Source organism: Haloarcula sp. CBA1127, from assembly GCF_001485575.1.
GTDB lineage: Archaea > Halobacteriota > Halobacteria > Halobacteriales > Haloarculaceae > Haloarcula.
This window is the reverse complement of the sequence record NZ_BCNB01000006.1, coordinates 2,458,623-2,476,238: the sequence shown is the minus strand read 5'-3', so window position 1 is coordinate 2,476,238 and position 17,616 is coordinate 2,458,623. Positions and strand designations below refer to the sequence as shown.

Sequence of the window (17,616 nt, the reverse complement as noted above, 5' to 3'; positions counted from 1 at the left end):
GAACACCTCCGAAATGGTTGTGGCGCTACCCCTCCGCCGGCTCGACGATCATCCGGCTGCGCATCTCCAGGTGCAGGGCGCTACAGAAGTACGTGCAGTAGATCCAGTACACCCCGGGGTCGTCAGCCGTGAAGGTGACCTCCCGGGTGTCCTGTGGCGCCACGGCGTAGTTGATGTCGTGCTCGGGGATGGCAACGCCGTGGATGATGTCCTGCACGCCCTCGATGTTGGTCGTGGAGAGCTTCACCTCGTCACCCTCCTGAACCGTGAAGTCCGGCAGACCGAACTCCGAGCGCTTGGTCGTCATCTTGACGTGGACGCTGTTGTCGCCCGTGCGCTCGACGCCGGAGTCCTCCTCGGTGATGTAAGTCTCCTCGTAGTCGTCCTTGTCGTAGACCTTCTTGGCGTCGATCTTGTCCTTGTGGGCGAACACGCAGTCGTGTGGCTCGGGGTAGGCCGGGTGGTCCGCGACCAGTTCCATCTCCTCCTCGCCCTGCCCGATGTGGATGAGCTGGTCGTTGTCGGGCATGATCGGGCCGACAGGGAGGAACCGGTCCTTCGAGAGCTTGTTGAGGCTGACGAGCCACTCCCCGTCGGGGTCGGTCGTCATCGCCTCCAGCGCCTGAATGTGACCGGGGTTGTAGTGGACGTCCTGCTTCTCGATGATTGGGTCCTCCGACCCTTCCTCGGCCTCGACGGCCGCTTGGATATCCCATTTGGACACCTGAGAGTCGATGAACAGCGACGTGTATGCGTGGCCGTTGCCGTCGAAGGTGGTGTGGAGCGGGCCGAGTCCGACCCGCGGTCGCCCGGCGACGACCTCTTCGGGGTCGGAGGAGTCGGCCAGTGCGTTCAGGTCGAGCATTGTCACCGTCGGGGAGAGCTTCCCCGCGATGAAGGCGTAGTCGCCGTTCGGCCCGACCTCGACGCAGTGGGGGCTTTTCGGCGTCGGGATGTACTTCACGACAGGGCGGTCGCCCTGATTGAGCGAACTCCCCTGCGTGCCGTCGACGATGGGGATGCCGTTGACCTCTTCGTAGTTGCCGTTCTCGACGGCCTGCTCGATGGCCGGGATGTCGAAGGCCTTGACGTTGTCCCGGTCGTCCTTCGTCATGCCCTGGATGTCGGTGGCTTCCTCGCTGTTGTACGCCGAGGAGATGGCCCACCGCCCCTCTTTGCCGGTGTCAACGATATCGAGATTGCCGTCGACCTTGACCTGCCACTGGGTCTCCATCGACTCAGGGTCGACGGCGACGAACAGCGACGTGTAGTTGTCCGGGTTCTTCAGGTCGGTCCCGTCGTTCGGCAGCGGTGCGCGGAACTCGCCGTTGCCCAGCACGTACTTGGTGTCTGGGGAGAGGACGGTACAGCCGTGGATAGCCTGCATATTCGGGACGTCCGTGATGGCGTCCGTCTCGAAGTACGTGAGGTTCACGCGGGCGATGCGGCCGTTGGCCTTGTCGTTGACGTACAGATACTCGCCGTCGTAGTCGCCATCCGTCTCCGAGAGGTTCGGGTGGTGGTTGTCACCCCAGCTGTAGCCACCGCCTTCCTCCAGCATCTCCTGCGTGCCGTCGGTGTACCCGTACCCCGACGCACAGTCGGTGTTAAACACTGGAATACGGGTGAGTTCGCGCATCGACGGAATGCCGATGACCCGCAGTTCGCCGGAGTGACCGCCGGACCAGAAGCCATAGTACTCGTCGTGCTCGCCGGGTTCGACCGCATGGCTCGCGCCGCTGCCAGAGGGTGTCGACTGGCTGCCGGCGCTGCCATCGCCGCCAGTCAGCGCTGAACACCCGGCCACCGACCCCATTGCACCGGCGGCGACGCCGGCCTTCATGAAGTCCCGACGGCCGAGCGAGAGGCCGGGCAGTCCCAGCGAAAGGTCGTCGTCCTCAGTCGTTTCGTCCGGGGACTCGACCTCCGCCAGCACCGAGTCAAGCGTTTCTTCGTACTCTTCGAGGACTTCGTTCGGATCGCGTGGGGTTTCGTTTTTGCTCATATCAGACCACCTTGATTGTGCCGACCATCCCGTTCATCTCGTGAGGGATGCAGTAGTACTCGTAGGTCCCCGCCGTCTCCAGCGTGACCTCGTAGCTCTCGCCTTTCGGGATGTTGCCTTCCTGCCCGTTGCTGTAGCCGTCTTTCGCGGCCTGCAAGGAGTCGAACCCGCCGGACGCGAAGTAGTCCGCGCCGTCGGGGATCTTGTCTTCGTAGGCCGTCACCGTGTGGCCGATGCTGCCGACGTTCTCGAACGTGACCGTCGTCCCTGCTTCGACCTGGATTTTCTTCGGCTCGTATGCCAGTTCGTCCGTCATTTCGACGGTGCTCGTCTCGGTCCATTCGGACCCGCTCCCGCCGTCGCTGGACTCGGTCTCGCCGCCGTCTGATCCGTCACTGCCGCTACCTGAGTCGCCGTCACCGCTACTGTCGGAGCCGCCGCCCGATGAACAGCCAGCCAGCGCAACTCCGGCCGCGAGACCTAGACCGCGTACGAATGTTCTACGCGTTTCCATGGTAGCTCACGGCTGCAACTCGAAGACCTACCTGTATATATAGGGAACCGCACTCTCAGCTCGCAGGAAGTGGGGCGAATATGTTCGCCGCCACATAGTGGATGGTATCTCGTCGTGAAGACTACCGCAGAATACAGCGATTGTGCAGTCGTCTCCCCCAAGTTGGGTGGCAGGTGCCGGCGTATCGTCCACTGCGGTCCGGTGATGCCTACAACTGCCTGTTTCGGGGACCGCCTTTCAGTCAACTGTCGACAGATTCCTGTAGCCGCGCGAGACTGGTCAACACCGGATACGTCCAGAGTTGCTCTTCGTACATATACGTGCAGAACTCGTGGGTCTCGAACCGGTGGACGCTTGAGTGGAGTTGGTCCTGTCGCTGCTGTAACAGCGCAGTAACGTCGCTCTGGAACGTCTCGCGATACCACTCGGGGACGACTGTGCTGTCGAGCGTCTCGATGATCTCCTGCAGACTGCCGCGGTACTCCTGCATTGACTCCTGTTCGATCTTGACAGCGCGGTCTAGCGAGGTCCGTTCGTCGATTGCTTGCTCGGCCGCGGCCACCAGTGAGCGTTTGAGCGGCGGTGAGAACCCGACGTTCGTCTCGGGATGAAACAGCGCTGCGTAGTCCGGCCCGAACTCGATAGCGACGTTCTCGATCAGCGATTCGTCGTACACTGACTCGTAGTGGTCGACAGCCAGCATCGTGTCGGCGTAGGCGTCCCGGAGCGCTTCGACGGGGTCTGATGCGGACTGTCGACTTCGCGCACCGACGGGGGAGGAGGGCTGTTCGGCGGGGTCGACGGCACGCAGGCGCTGGAGGAAGTCCTCGAGCCCGTCTTGCTCGGCTGCAAGCTCGGTGTGCTCCCTGTCGAGCACTGTGAGAGCTGTCTCTACCGGCTCGAGAATGTGGTCTCGCCATGTGTGCAGGAACCACTGCGTGCCGTCCTGCGCAGGCGTCGTTGACATGCTAGTGTCTCGTTCAGTAACAACAATAAGTGTTTTAGTTACCCGTCAACACCACCGTGTTCTGGACGATTATTTATAAAGGCACTCGGGACAGCAGCGTTGCGTTCGCGGTGTGTCTTGCGGTCTCGGTGCATCGGCAATTCCAGTTGGAATGGAATAGCATCTGGTTCCGGGACCAAGACTCACACTCCAAATTTGCCTATAAATATGTGCCATGTGAAACTATACGAGGGCAAAAATCCATCACTGAATTAAAATAGGCACATCTGTGGTTATATTTGTGCCCAAATACATCTATACATTCAAATTATTGATGTATAATGGCGGTATCGACATTTAGATACTGTCTATCTGCACAGACAATATTAAAGACATGGATTTGGATGCGTTTTCACCGCCAGTATTTCTATATACTGGTACTCGTACAGTCACATTGTGTCGGGTATTGATAGGTGTCGGTTGCCAGCGGCCGTCGGTTGGTCCGGCCGCTCATCGCTTACATCTGGGTTTTAAATAATGACGGCAACTCTACTCGGTAATGACCGACGACGCCGACACACAAAACACGGGCCGGCGGATACAGTCCGTGGAGAACGCCTGCGAGATCATTGAAGCCGTTCAGGAGTCAAACAGCGCGACGTTGCAGGAGCTGAGCGAGCGAATCGAGCTCTCCCAGGGAACGCTGCACACATATCTTGCGACGCTGACCGACTGTGGCTTTCTCACGAAGGACAACGATACGTACCAGCTTGGCTTTCGGTTCGTCACGATGGGCGAACACGTCCGCAACGAGACGGAACTCTACACCGCTGGACAAGAGGAAGTCGACAAACTGGCCGACAGGTCCGGTGAGTACGTCCATCTGGTCGTCGAAAACGACGGTCGCGAAGTCGCCATCTACGAGCGGCGGGGCGAACACGCCGTCGGGATGGACTACCACCTCCAGTTGCGGGAGGCCCCACAACATCTCCACGACAGCGCTTCGGGGAAGGCAATCCTCTCGTGTCTCCCCGACGAGCGCGTCGAGAAAATAATTGACCGGGAAGGCCTTTCGCGACAGACACAGCACACGATTACGGACCGAGAGACGCTCCGCGACGAGCTAGAAACTATCCGGGAGCGGGGATTCGCGACCAACGACGAAGAAGAGATCCGCGGCCTCCGGGCGATCGGTGCGCCGATCCTGGACAACGACGGGACCGTCGTCGGCGCGGTCAGTGTGACTGCACCGACCAGCCGTCTGAAAGGGACTCGCTTCGACACTGAAATCCCCGAGATGGTGATGGAGGCAGCGAACCTCATCGAAGTCAATCTCGAAATGACCTCATTCGACCGGAGCACGTAACAGCGTCGTCAGACGCTCGTCGCTGTGTGTCGGCGACGATCACTACCCGACGACGGCATCCGGCCTCCAGCATTTGGATAGCTCAAATATCGGCTGCGCTACTGTGACCGTCGACCGGAGCGATTCACCCGGCAAATGAGCCACAATAACAGTCGTACCATCGTTAGTAAGTTCGCGGAGATAGCGTATCAGGCCCGATAGTTATGCCTACAGGCTATTTTCGGCGGGTTGCCGCGGAACGTACACCTGTCGAGGGTGGTCTCTCCCAGTATAGTGCTCCGCCACTGCCATGCCAAGTCTATTTTGAGATAGTCAAAACACGGGGTAATTCTTTGTTCAGTATCAGGTCATGGTATAGCACGGCTACATCGATATTTGTACCATCTGGCGCGGCTCCATCTGACCAGTGTGGCCTCATCTATATTGAGTATATCAAGTCCATATTTGTGGAATATTCCGCAAATGAGCCGCTGATATGGCTCGTAATACCCTACAAGCGACCAATATGGATTCCTCAATGGTTTTGCTATGTTCAAACTATTCCTCCCGCAGACGGTCCCAAATATTTATTAACAATACCGGTATTGGTGCCGATACACTGTCTCACTCCAGCCGTCGGATGTTGACAGTACATACGGACACAGCGTGCTGAACAACCCAGCGTACTCGCCCCATTGGTCCCGAAGCGAGTGGGCGTACGCACCGCCGAACCTACAACCCAATCATGAGCACACAGAAGGAGCCATCAGAGCAAGCGACAGACGAGGACGAATCGCCAATCGCGACTGCCCGCCACCAGCTGGAGCAAGCAGCTGAACACCTCGACCTTTCTGAGGGGATGCTTGAGCAGCTCCGCCACCCATCGAAAACGGTCGAAGTATCTGTTCCGATCCGCCGAACCGACGGGAGCGTTGAGGTGTTCAGCGGGTATCGCGTCCAGCACTTCGAGGTCCGAGGGCCGTACAAAGGTGGTATGCGATACCACCCAAGCGTCTCCGCCGAGGAGTGTACGGCGCTGGCGATGTTGATGACGTGGAAGTGTGCGGTGATGGACCTGCCCTTCGGCGGCGCGAAGGGCGGCATCGTCGTCGATCCGTCGACGCTCGATGCACAGGAGACCGAGCAGTTGACCCGCCGGTTCGCCGAGGAACTACGCGAAGTTGTCGGGCCGACGAAAGACATCCCCGCACCCGATATGGGGACCGACGAGCAGACCGTCGCCTGGTTCATGGACGCGTATTCGATGCAGGAAGGCGAGACGGTCCCCGGCATTGTGACCGGCAAACCGACGGCAGTCGGCGGGACCCACGGCCGCGAGGAAGCACCTGGTCGGAGCGTCGCTATCGTTGCCCGCGAAGCACTCGACTACTACGATGGGAGCGTCGAGGGAGCCACTGTGGCTGTACAGGGCTTCGGCGCTGTGGGCGCGAACGCCGCACGCCTCCTCGATTCATGGGGCGCTTCTGTTGTCGCTGTCAGCGATGTCGACGGCGGTATCTACGACGAATCCGGCCTCGATATCGAATCCATTTCCGCCGATGGTGACGAGCACGGCCAGCTGGGGGCTGTTGACGCACCACGGCAGCTATCCAACGCCGAGCTACTGGAACTCGATGTCGATGTCCTCATTCCCGCAGCAGTCGGGAACGTCCTGACCGAGGAGAACGCTGCGGACGTGCAGGCAAGCATCATCGTCGAAGGGGCGAACGGCCCGACAACGACAGCGGCCGATACAGTGTTCAAGGAGCGCGACATCCCAGTTATCCCGGATATCCTCGCCAACGCCGGTGGCGTCACCGTGAGCTACTTCGAGTGGCTCCAGCACATCAATCGCCGGAGTTGGTCCCGCGAGGAGGTCAACGAAGAACTCGAAGCCGAGATGCTCGATGCCTGGGAGGCCCTTCAGGCCGAGGTTGAGGACCGTGACGTCACGTGGCGAACGGCTGCCTACATCGTCGCGCTCTCGCGAATCGGTGACGCTATGAACGCCCGTGGGCTATGGCCGTAGTAACGGATGTCGCTTCAATCTACCCACTCGCGAGACCACAGTCGCCCAGTGTCACCCGTCGCGGTGCTCGGTGTTCCGTTCGCGCTCGGTGCCGACCGGCGTGGCGTCGACATGGGACCGTCGGCGATTCGTTACGGCGGCCTCAGCGCCGCGCTCGACACGGCCGGCGTCGACTACACTGACGTGGGGGACCTTTCACCGCCGACGCTACAGTCCCAACCGGCGTCCGCCGACGCCAGTGCGAAGTACCTCGATGCTATCGCGGAGATGACCGACACCCTTGCCGACCGGGTGGCGACAGAAATAGCCGACGGGAGCGTCCCGCTGGTGTTAGGCGGTGACCACTCTATCGCGATGGGCACGATGCGCGGTGCGGCTCAGGCGTCCGAACTCGGCGTCATCTGGTTCGACGCGCACGGGGATTACAACACCCCGACGACCTCGCCCAGCGGCAACGTCCACGGGATGCCGCTTGCGGCCGCTCACGGTTACGGCGACTTCGCAGAGATGCCGTGGGCGACCGCCCCAAACGTCGCCGAGGAGAACACCATCATCGTCGGCGCGCGGAGCCTCGATGCCGACGAACGAGCAGTCCTCCGCGAGAGTGACATCTCCGTCTTCACGATGGAAGACATCGACAGGCGGGGTATCGGCCCAGTCACCGACGAAGCGCTCGACATCGCGACCGACGGCGTCGACGATATTCACGTCAGCCTCGACCTCGACTGGCTCGACCCGGACGACGCGCCAGGGGTCGGGACACCAGTCCCAGGCGGCGTCACCTACCGGGAGGCACATACGGCGATGGAACGGGTCGCCGACCGCGACGCCGCCGAATCGGTGCTGCGCTCGCTCGACGTCGTCGAGGTCAATCCCATCCTCGACCAGCGCAACACGACGGGCGAGCGAGCGGCCGAACTCGCCGCCAGCGCGTTCGGCAAGCGGATCCTGTAGCCCAGTTTCGAACCGCAGTAAGGACTCAATTGCGTGTCCGCAACGCGGGGCCGGAACACAGTGATTTATTACCAATGATTGCCTTTATGTTAGCATGGACCGCGATACTGCGGAGCCGCGTGTCGATAGCCTTCCTGGCCCACGGAGCAGCGAGTGGGTCGAGTACCACCACGAAACCGCCGCGCCGAGCACGTACGTGTATGATTTCGTCTGGGACATCACTGAGGACGCAATCGGTCCGTTCTGTACAGACGCGGACGGCAACGTCCTGCTCGATTTCACCTGCCACGTCGCCGCGTCGCCGCTCGGCTACAACAACCCGAAAGTGCTCGACCGGGCCGACGAGTTCGACATGGTCGACCCGCTGAAAATCGCCGGCCAGGACTTCTACGTCAGCACCGGGGGCTCGCCCGACGAAACGTCGCTGCCGGGTCCTGCTCACCTGATGGATCGGTTGACCGACATTACTAGCCACTACGACTTCGACACCGTCTTCCTCTCGAACTCCGGCGCAGAGGCCGTCGAGAACGCGATGAAGATCTGTTACGACAACTGCGAGACGCCGAAGTACGGAATTACCTTCGACGGTGCGTTCCACGGTCGGACCCTGGGAGCGCTCTCGCTGAACCGTTCGAAGTCCGTCTATCGACGGAAATTCCCCGAACTCAGCGGGATTCACGACGTGGAGTACTCCGAAGCCGGCGTCGAGCGCCTCCGTTCGAAACTCGACGCAGACACCGGCCACATCCCGCCCGAGGAAGTCGCGTTCCTCATCTTAGAGCCGATACAGGGCGAAGGCGGCTATCGCGTCCCGAGCCCCGAGTTCCTCTCGGCCGTCGACGACCTCTGCCAGGAACACGACATCCCGATCATCGCCGACGAAATCCAGTCGGGAGCCGGTCGCACGGGCGAAATGTGGGCCGTCGACCACTACGACATCGAGCCGGATGTCATCACGAGCGCCAAAGCGCTCCGGGTCGGCGCGACCATCTCCCGCTCGGACATCTTCCCGTCGGAAACGTCGCGGCTCTCCTCGACGTGGGGGGCCGGCGATATCCTCGGCTCGATGCGCGGCGCGCTGACGCTTGCCGCTATCGAGGACCACGACCTACTGGACAACGCCGCCGAGAAGGGGACGTACTTCATGGATCGGCTCCGCGAGATCTCGGCGGACCGTCAGCTGGTTGAGGACGTTCGTGGTCTCGGCCTGATGATCGCTCTGGAGTTCGATACGGCCGACCGCCGCGACGCCGTGATGGAAACCGCGCTCCAGCACGGCCTCCTCACGCTCGGCTGTGGCCAGAAATCACTCCGACTCCTCCCGCCACTCGATGTCACCGAGCGCGAACTGGAACTCTGTCTCGACATCCTCGATTCGGTGTTTACCGAGGTTGCAGACCCTGTCGCGTCGGCCTGACTCTCGCGACTTCTGCGGTAACCGCAATGTTAAAATATGATTAATTCGATTGTGGCACTATGCCACGAGAGGCACGCGTAGACAGACGGAGGTATCTGCAGGCAATCGGTGGCACTGTCGCGACCCTGTCGGTCGCTGGCTGTCAATCGGGCAGCGGGGACTCACAGACGCTCACCGCGGGCACAGCGCCGGGCTTTCCGCCGTTTGAGATGAAACAGGACGGCGAACTCGTCGGCTTCGACGTCGAGTTGCTGGAGGCCGTTGTCGCGGCGACGGAGTACGAACTGAGCGGCTGGGAAGAACTGGAGTTCAAATCACTCATCCCAGCGCTGAACAACGGTAACGTCGACGTCGTCGCGGCGGGCATGACTATCAACGACGACCGTGACGAAGCGATCGATTTCTCCGACCCGTACTACAGTTCGAATCAGGCCATCATCGTCCGGGAGAGCGGGTCGTTCTCGCCGTCGTCGCTAGAGGATCTCTCCGGGGCGACGGTCGGGGCACAGAAGGGGACGACTGGTGAATCCGTCATCAAAGACCAGCTCATCGAAGCGGGGACGATTCCGGAGTCTCAGTACAACGCGTACGGCAACTACGTGCTCGCCGTCGAGGATTTGCTGAACGAAAACGTCGACGTCATCATCATCGACGTCCCCGTCGCGAACTCGTTCGTGGCAGATCGCCCGATCAAGTCCGCGTTCGTCCACGAAACCGGCGAGCAGTTCGGCTTCGGGATTCAGTCCGGTAACGATGACCTCGCGGACGCGCTCAACAGCGGGCTGACCACCGTTGAGGACGACGGGACGTACCGTGACCTGACCGAGAAGTGGTTCGGACAGAAGTGAGGCCATGGCAGCACTCCTACTCCAGGCCGCCGACTGGCAGTTCGTCGTCGACAACATGGGCCTGTTGCTCGGGGGGACAGTCGTCACTATCGCGCTCACCGTAGCCAGCATTCTCTTGGGATTCGTCGTCGGGTTTCCGGCCGGTGCGATAGAAGTGTACGGCTCGGACAGATCCCGGCGGCTGGTCGAACAGGTCGGGGTTGTCCTCCGTGGTACCCCGCTGCTGGTCATCATTATGATCCTGTACTTCGGCCTCTCTATCTCCAGTAGCGCGTTCGTCACGGCGACTATCGCACTCGGCCTCCGGAGCGCCGCCTACCAGTCTCAGATCTTCCGCGGTGCGCTCCAGAGCGTCGACGACGGGCAGCTGGAAGCGGCACGCGCCGTCGCGATGTCCCGATTCGAAGCGATTCGGCACGTCGTCGTCCCGCAGGCACTCCGTCGGAGCGTTCCGGGATTCCAGAACGAGTTTACCATCGTCCTCAAGGACACAAGCATTGCCATCGTCATCGGTATTGGCGAACTGCTGACGACGGGCCAGAACCTCTACGAAGGCGGACAATCGACCGCAGCGCTGGAGATATTCCTCGCCGTCAGCCTCGTCTACTTCGTGCTGACGTTCGCGACAAACCGGTCGCTCGACAGACTCAGCGACTACTACGCAGTACCGGAGGGAACGACATGACACAGCCATTACTCTCAATCGACGATCTGCACAAGTCCTACGGGAGCGAAGAAGTACTGGAAGGCGTTGGCCTCGAGATGGACCAAGGCGACGTGACAGTCCTCATCGGTCCCAGCGGTTCGGGCAAATCCACGTTGCTCCGATGTGTGAACCGGCTAACCGAGATCAACAGTGGCCGGATTGCGCTCGATGGGGACGACGTGACTGGGGCAGACACCGACGTCAACGAACTCCGAAAGCAGGTCGGCATGGTGTTTCAGGATTTCAACCTCTTTGCGCACCTGACCGCGCTCGAAAACGTCACGCTCGGCCCGAAAAAAGTACTCGGCATGGACGCTGCTGACGCCGAGGCGGCCGGACGGAACCACCTCGAACAGGTCGGACTGCTGGAACAGGCGGACTCCTACCCCGCTGAACTCTCCGGCGGGCAGAAACAGCGTGTCGGCATCGCGCGCGCACTCGCGATGGACCCGGAACTGCTGCTGTTCGACGAGCCGACCAGCGCCCTCGACCCCGAACTCGTCGGTGAGGTCGTCGAGGTGATGCGCGACCTCGCAGCGGAGGGCATCACGATGCTCGTCGTCAGTCACGAGATGGACTTCGCCCGGTCGGCCGCGTCTGACATCGTGTTCCTCGACGACGGCGAGATCGTCGAACACGGCCCACCGGAGCAACTGTTCCAGAACCCCACAGCGGACCGAACCGAACAGTTCCTGAGCAGATTGCACGCACACGAGGAGACGGCATGAGCACGGCCGAATCGACAACGTCGCCGAATACAGGGCTGCGTGACCGCGTCGGGACGGTCTTTACCGTCCGTCCACTTACAGTCGGTCTGGCACTGTTCTGGGTCTGGGTTCTCGCCCGCTGGACCACTGATTTCGTCCTCGCAGGAGTCTCCGGATTCGACCGTGGCACACCGTTTCTCCCGGCGGCCCCGTTCCTGACAGCAGCGGATACCGTCGCATCGCTCGCCGCGCCACTCGGTGCTGCCGGAGCGCCGCTGGCATGGGTCGCTGACACACTCCGATTTGCCGCTGACGCGACAGCGTACCTGCCGGCGCTGGCACACGGCATCTGGACGACGGTTCTACTGACGGTCTTCAGTGTCTGTCTCGGGTTCGCGCTGGCGCTCCCGCTCAGCGTCGTTCGCGTGTACGGCGGGCGGTGGGCCCGCTGGCTCGCTCTGTCGTACACGGAACTCATCCGTGGAACGCCACTGCTCGCACAGTTGTTCGTCCTCTACTTCGCGACCTCACTGACGCAGGTTCTCAGGGGCGTCCCGGGAGTCGGTGTCGGCTTCGTCCCGGCACAGGCGTTCTGGGTCGCCGTCATCAGTTTCACGCTGAACAGCGCCGCCTACCAGTCCGAATATCTGCGCGCGTCACTGGACTCGGTCGACGGCGGCCAGTTGACTGCCGCACGCGCAATTGGGCTCTCGAAGCTCGAAGGGATACGGTACGTCGTCGTTCCACAGGGTCTGCGACTCGCGCTTCCCAGCTGGACGAACGAACTCGTGTATCTCATCAAGTACTCCTCGCTGGCGAGTTTCATTACGGTTCAGGAACTGTACGGCAGGACAAGCACCCTCGCTAACGAGACGTACCAGTATACAGAACTGTTCGTGCTGGTAGCGATACTGTATCTGGCTCTGGTCGTATCGGCATCAGCACTGATGGACCGCGTCGAATCGCACACTGCAACCGCCGGTGTTGGGCACACTAGACAATGACCACTCTCTTAGGGCCGCCGACCAATCATTTCAGCACACCCCATGAGTCACACTGAAAGCGCCGGCGCACGACTGACGCTCGACCTGTGGCACCCGAACTGCTGGGCTATCGAAGCAACCGACCGCACCGATGGCGGTATCCTGGCACACACGGTGCAACAGACCGCCCAGTCGCCAACAGCATCGGTCAACGGCGTGTTTACGGCGTACGGCGCCACGAAGTCGGCCGTCGAGGACTGCCTCGACGCAGTGCGCGCGTCGTCCCACGCCGGGGAGATACAGGAACTTCAGGCGCGTATCGGCCACAAGCGCGATGCGCCGGGCACCGTCGTCAGGCAGTTCCTGCTGGAGTACGACCCGGGCGAGTTGGTCTGTCCGACGCTACTTGAACACGGGTTCGTCCACAGCGCCCCCGTTCGCATCGAAGACGGCCGCGAACGGTGGCAGGTGAGTTTCACCGGCGAACGGCCCGAGATTCAGCCCGCACTCGATGCTGTCGAGGCTGACGCCGACGCTGACGTGTCGGTCGAATCCATCGTCACGCCGGACAGCGATACTGAGCGGTCAGTGGGTGGGCTGCGAACCGACTCGCTAACGCCGGCTCAGCGACGAGCCTTCGAAGCGGCCCGCGAAGCAGGCTACTACCAGTGGCCGCGCGGGATTTCAGTCCGCGAACTCGCCGCTGAGATGGACATCTCGAAGACCACGCTCCTCGAACATCTCCGAACCGCAGAGTCGAAACTTTTGGACCCTGAGTAGCCCTATCAGTACTTCATCCGGGTAGGTAGCCCCGAGACGTGTGTAGTCTTGGCGTCTTCGGTCTCTGGGGTACATTCCGTTCGCGACGGTGATACTCTTGTCGTATGCGGTCACTGAGATCGTCCATTGAGATAGCACAGCTGCGAAGCAGAATCCGACTGTTTCTATATAGCGGCATATGATTTACGAGTGTCACAGCCACCATTCACACTGTCGCTGTAGTGTTAGATAAATAATATAACAATCACAGTAGCGAGTAGATTTCGGCCTCGTACACATCCCTGACGCGAGTCCCCCATTCGTGGGTGTACGTATCGATGACGTCCTGTGCCACGTCGCCTCTGAGGTATTTGACGACGCCACGGTCGCCGGTCCGATCCCGGAGATGCGTCGTGAAGAAGTGCCGGAAGTAGTGCGGCGTCACGTTCTCTTCGGCTCCGCCACCATCCGTGTACCAACCGAACTCGCGGGCGTGGGATTCGACGATATGGTGTACCATGTTCGGCGTGACCCGCTCTCCCCAGCTGTCGCTTGTAGACACAAACAGCGGCGCTGCCGGGGACTGTGTGTCCGGCCGAATCGCGAGCCAGCGTCGCAGCACGGATGCCAGTTCGGCGTCGACTGGAATCGTCGTCTCCCGTTTCCGCTTGTTGGATGCGGTCCGTTCCTCCCCGTTGCTGGCCTCGCCACGGGCCGGGTCTGCGGCCACAAACAATGAGTCCGGACGTCCGTCGAGCCCCGCTCGGACCGGGATCTCCGGTCTGGGCCCGGGGGTTTCGAGGTTGAGGTCACGGATATCGAGGTTACACAGCTCGCCGGCCCGCATTCCCGTCTTCAACAGTGTCACTATGATCGCTCGCTCTAGCGGGTGCGAGACGCTGTCGACGAACGCACGCATCGACTGGAGGTCTATCTCTCGGCGGGTCGGGTCGGTGTTGATGGACTCGTCCATCTCCTCCATGACCAGCGTCATCGGGTTCGATTCGAAGACCCCCACCTGGGTCATGTACGCGAAAAACCGGTGTAGATAGGATGCATACGTTGCGACAGTACTTTCCTCGACATCTCCACGAAGACTGTGGACATATGCCATACAGTCCCGGTGGGAGGCCTCCCGGACGGGACTGGACTGGTGGCCGTTCGCGAGATAGGACTCGAAATCCCGAAGGACGCGCTCGTAGGAGGCACGAGTCCGGTCGCTCTTTCCGTGGTACGTGATGTCATCAAGGAAATACCCGATCGGGTCCGACTCGGCGTCCGGCGTGCCTGTTTCCGTGCTCATTCGTCTCGAACGTACCCCCCGTGTCGCCCGCTGTACTGCACTTCGTTGTTGGACTGCAGTTCTTGCAGCGTGTCTTCGAGTCGCTCCTCGATATCGTCGGTCAGCTCTGCGAGCAGGTCGTCCCACTCGTAGTAGTCCCCGTCAGCAAGGATCTCCTGGACCCGGTCTTTCAGCCCGTCACCCCCAGGGGTAGCGTCCGGAGAACCGGGTTCCTCACTATTGCTCTCAGCGGCGTCTGATTCAGTTGTCTCGGAGGCTGTTGACTCGAATCCACTTCGGCCTGCCTGTACCATCGTCCGGACGAACTCGCTTTGACTCATATCCAGTTCCTCGGCGTGGGCCTGCCACTGTTCTTTCTGGTAGGCCGGAATGTACGTCCGAACCGTCGTTCGCTCACTGTCACTGGACACATTTCACCCTCGGACGCCGGGAACTTCAATGTAGTCCCATACTCAGAGATAAAAGCCTTTATTTGGGTGTATAGTACCCTATTCCACCGGTATTTGCCGCGTTACTGCAAAAAATTCTACACTCCATCGCAGAGTAAGCACACGTTCACAAATATTAAAATGGTCGCAGATTGCCGTACTCTCTCTGGTTAGCTCACCTGCCCAGCAAGATTCAGGTGGACGAAAGCAGACTACCGCCTGTCGACAGGGTATCAATATTCGGTTTGGTGCAGTGAACGGCCACGGGGTCGAGGCCGAGACTATACAGGCCTGATCCACTACTCGCCGAAGTCGAACCTATAGAGCTGGCAGTCTGTCTACCTGCTCGGTCTCACTGATTTCCCTACACGGTTGGCTCCTTGACCTTCCCACGCCACGTAGCATCCGCAGTCCCTCGGATGTGGTATGTGTCACTGTGGCTGGCATCCTCTCAGCGGAGAACGGCGGCGGTTTTCCTCCTGGAGTCTTGGCCGGTATAGTGTTCCCGGATACGATACACCGGTCGCGCTGGACCGTATTCAGGTCTGTGCGCCGTCCTTCGAGACAATAAGGGGTTGGCCTCCAACCAAGCGTGGTAGTCCTGCTCAACCCCACGAGCCGTATCGTCGGCTCGACTGCTGTTTTGCGTGCCACTCCAGAGCTGCTTCTGACACCGTACGGTCGGCGTGGCCTTTGATATCCACCGACCGTGAGCGTGGTCTTGATTTCCCGTCGGTCGGCCTGTGTCGCCCGCTGCAGGCACTCCTGACAGGCCCACGCTTCTGACCGAGATACACTGTTCCAGCCGTCCTCGTCTAGTCGTTCCAGCAGGGCGCGACATAGCGCTTCTCGAGCGTGACGGCGGCGTCGGGTCCGCTTCCGGGACAGTTGCCGGAAACGCTCGCTACTGTATTGGCCTCCCTGTAGCCGTCCGGAAAACTCCGCCTTCCGTGGTTCCGAGCGATTCCGTTTCTCGGACAACTTGGACTGTCACTGGGCGCTTTTCTATCGTCTTACGGAACCGCTGGACCAACTCACAACCTTCGTACAGGTCTGCTCGCCGGTCGTGGTAATGCAGGCGACGAGAGTGTGCACACCAATATCCAGAGAGGTCGTTTCGTCGGCCAGTGGCGTGTCCCAGGGCTCGTCAGAAACAGTCAGGGTTACGAGGCTCGGAAGGTGCACCCAGCCTCGTCATGCCACAGCCAGCCCTCCTTCTGGTCGTCAGGGCAATTCGGGCCGCCAGCGGTTTCGAGATGGAGACATCTAGTGTAGTTGTATCAGTCTTTCAGCTGGCCCCGTCTAGCACCTCAGACTCGGCCTGCCCGTCTCATTCGACGATGTGTGATGTGCTGCGAATGTTCCTTTGCGTACTCGCGAATAACTATTGTTGCTACGGAAGTCCGGCGGGTTCGGTGACCCGTGACCGACGTATTCGGCTCGTCACGAGACCTGTTCGTATCGAAGAACCTGCGTAGCGCTTCGCTGTCTTTGTGTATCATCTGGAGAGTGGTAGTGCACCGAGAATAGCCTTGTATTGGCTCCTAGCTACCCTGTCTCGGCGTGGCACCTCCGCGCACGTATCACCAAACACCTCTAATAGATAGACTCCAGTATAGACGAGTACTGTGGAGTGTTGAACCGAAACCCTCCTACATTAGCGTGTCGAGGCTGAAGCTATCGATATGCGTTCCCGACGACACGCGTTCTCTCAGGAGAGTGAGTCCGGTGGCTAACGACGCACTCGTCCTTTTGTTCATGATTGCGATTGTACTGGTAGCCATGGTTGTCACGCTTATTGGCGGGTTCTATCTGGTCAAATACCTCGTCGAGCGTACGTTTAATTCATAAGTTCGGGCCTGCAGGGGATTCTGACTGGCTGATATTTCCGCGGGTAGTCTATTCTTCAATTACTCATAGTAATCACCATGCTACAGCCTCAGCGATCCATTCCGAACAAATAAACTGTATATGGCTATATTGAATTCGAGTTAGCAACTACCTATTCGAATCAGAAATCAGTCCCTCGGCGAACGATGTGCTATCTCCGTTGGCACGTCAACTGACTCTGGAAACGGCTGAGCCGGGCTTCTACCCCGTAGAAGCAGCCCCTGTCCGCGAACTACTCGCATTCAGCGTTGGACCACCGTGAAAACGATGGCTGTCAGCAGAAACCGCTGTATAGCCGCCTGTTCATTGTCCCGGGTTTCAATGTAAAATCAGTCGTCTCCATTTTCTCCGGTCGCCGCTCCCAGAATCGTCGTCTCGGTGTCGAAATACGTCGGTGCATCAGTGTCAATTTCGAATTCAAGAACAGTCTCAAGATCGCCGGAGCCCTCGGTGAGTTGTTCTGCAAGATCCGTATATCCCTCAGCGAGCGTTCGGTATTCATCTAGTTCTGCCTGTTTCGCCTGCGCCTGCTCCTGCTTGGCCTCAATGTCCGCGACAGTCGCCTCCGCACTGGCGTCCGGTCGTTCGGGACCATTAGTTAATGACGCGCGAGCGTCGGCAGTGTCCTGTTCGATCTCCGCCAGTAACTCGGAGAGCTCCGCACTGCGCTGGTCCAGATGACCAGCAAGAATCGCAGCCTGGGTTCGACAGTACTCGGCGAGTTCCGCTTGAGAGATGTCTCCTGCGTCGTCGCTCATTCCAAGGAGTACGTCGCCAGCGCG

General features: G+C 60.2%; 16 protein-coding genes. 10 read left to right on the top strand and 6 right to left on the bottom strand.

Annotated features, from left to right (window positions below):
- Positions 1–25: 25 nt before the first annotated feature.
- The 3 genes from nosZ to AV059_RS16950 all read right to left on the bottom strand — a co-directional run bounded on the left by nosZ (position 26) and on the right by AV059_RS16950 (position 3,486).
- Positions 26–2,005, bottom strand: coding sequence for a TAT-dependent nitrous-oxide reductase (nosZ, locus tag AV059_RS16960; protein WP_058996334.1), 1,980 nt, complete (start codon positions 2,003–2,005; stop codon positions 26–28).
- Between the two features lies 1 nt (position 2,006).
- The gene (locus AV059_RS16955) at positions 2,007–2,519 is read right to left on the bottom strand and encodes a plastocyanin/azurin family copper-binding protein (protein ID WP_058996332.1); all 513 of its coding nucleotides are present in this window, start codon (positions 2,517–2,519) and stop codon (positions 2,007–2,009) included.
- A 241-nt stretch (positions 2,520–2,760) separates the two neighbouring features.
- A complete protein-coding gene (locus tag AV059_RS16950) occupies positions 2,761–3,486 on the bottom strand; it encodes a hypothetical protein (RefSeq protein WP_058996330.1) in 726 nt (241 codons plus the stop codon).
- Positions 3,487–4,024: 538 nt separating this feature from the next.
- On the opposite strand from AV059_RS16950, the gene AV059_RS16945 reads away from it, so the two are divergent.
- From AV059_RS16945 to AV059_RS16905, 9 genes are all read left to right on the top strand, one after another.
- Entirely contained in the window at positions 4,025–4,831 is an 807-nt protein-coding gene (locus AV059_RS16945; protein WP_058996328.1) for an IclR family transcriptional regulator, read from the top strand.
- A 724-nt stretch (positions 4,832–5,555) separates the two neighbouring features.
- Complete coding sequence (gdhB, locus tag AV059_RS16940) at positions 5,556–6,839, top strand: glutamate dehydrogenase GdhB (protein ID WP_058996326.1); 1,284 nt, start codon at positions 5,556–5,558, stop codon at positions 6,837–6,839.
- A 6-nt stretch (positions 6,840–6,845) separates the two neighbouring features.
- Complete coding sequence (gene rocF / locus AV059_RS16935) at positions 6,846–7,793, top strand: arginase (RefSeq protein WP_058996325.1); 948 nt, start codon at positions 6,846–6,848, stop codon at positions 7,791–7,793.
- Between the two features lie 94 nt (positions 7,794–7,887).
- Positions 7,888–9,210 (top strand): aminotransferase class III-fold pyridoxal phosphate-dependent enzyme, encoded by a 1,323-nt coding sequence (locus AV059_RS16930; RefSeq protein ID WP_058996322.1) that lies wholly within the window; start codon positions 7,888–7,890, stop codon positions 9,208–9,210.
- A gap of 59 nt (positions 9,211–9,269) precedes the next feature.
- A complete protein-coding gene (locus tag AV059_RS16925; protein WP_058996320.1) occupies positions 9,270–10,058 on the top strand; it encodes a basic amino acid ABC transporter substrate-binding protein in 789 nt (262 codons plus the stop codon).
- A gap of 4 nt (positions 10,059–10,062) precedes the next feature.
- Positions 10,063–10,743 (top strand): amino acid ABC transporter permease, encoded by a 681-nt coding sequence (locus tag AV059_RS16920; protein WP_058996318.1) that lies wholly within the window; start codon positions 10,063–10,065, stop codon positions 10,741–10,743.
- Positions 10,740–11,492, top strand: coding sequence for an amino acid ABC transporter ATP-binding protein (locus AV059_RS16915; RefSeq protein ID WP_058996316.1), 753 nt, complete (start codon positions 10,740–10,742; stop codon positions 11,490–11,492). The genes AV059_RS16920 and AV059_RS16915 overlap by 4 nt, the downstream gene beginning before the upstream one ends.
- Positions 11,489–12,475, top strand: a complete 987-nt coding sequence (locus tag AV059_RS16910) for an amino acid ABC transporter permease (protein WP_058996314.1) — start codon at positions 11,489–11,491, stop codon at positions 12,473–12,475. Before AV059_RS16915 ends, AV059_RS16910 begins: the two co-directional genes overlap by 4 nt.
- A gap of 42 nt (positions 12,476–12,517) precedes the next feature.
- The gene (locus AV059_RS16905; RefSeq protein ID WP_058996312.1) at positions 12,518–13,234 is read left to right on the top strand and encodes a helix-turn-helix domain-containing protein; all 717 of its coding nucleotides are present in this window, start codon (positions 12,518–12,520) and stop codon (positions 13,232–13,234) included.
- A 244-nt stretch (positions 13,235–13,478) separates the two neighbouring features.
- Here the strand turns inward: AV059_RS16905 and AV059_RS16900 are convergent, their stop codons facing one another.
- On the bottom strand, positions 13,479–14,516 hold the full coding sequence (locus tag AV059_RS16900; RefSeq protein WP_058996311.1) for a tyrosine-type recombinase/integrase: 1,038 nt from the start codon (positions 14,514–14,516) through the stop codon (positions 13,479–13,481).
- Complete coding sequence (locus AV059_RS16895) at positions 14,513–14,926, bottom strand: DUF5805 domain-containing protein (RefSeq protein WP_058996309.1); 414 nt, start codon at positions 14,924–14,926, stop codon at positions 14,513–14,515. Before AV059_RS16895 ends, AV059_RS16900 begins: the two co-directional genes overlap by 4 nt.
- 1,746 nt (positions 14,927–16,672) lie before the next feature.
- Here AV059_RS16895 and AV059_RS23030 point away from each other — a divergent pair.
- Positions 16,673–16,795, top strand: coding sequence for a hypothetical protein (locus AV059_RS23030; protein WP_255356174.1), 123 nt, complete (start codon positions 16,673–16,675; stop codon positions 16,793–16,795).
- Positions 16,796–17,163: 368 nt separating this feature from the next.
- On the opposite strand, the gene AV059_RS16890 is transcribed toward AV059_RS23030, so the two are convergent.
- A complete protein-coding gene (locus AV059_RS16890; protein ID WP_058996307.1) occupies positions 17,164–17,592 on the bottom strand; it encodes a hypothetical protein in 429 nt (142 codons plus the stop codon).
- Between the last annotated feature and the right edge of the window lie 24 nt (positions 17,593–17,616).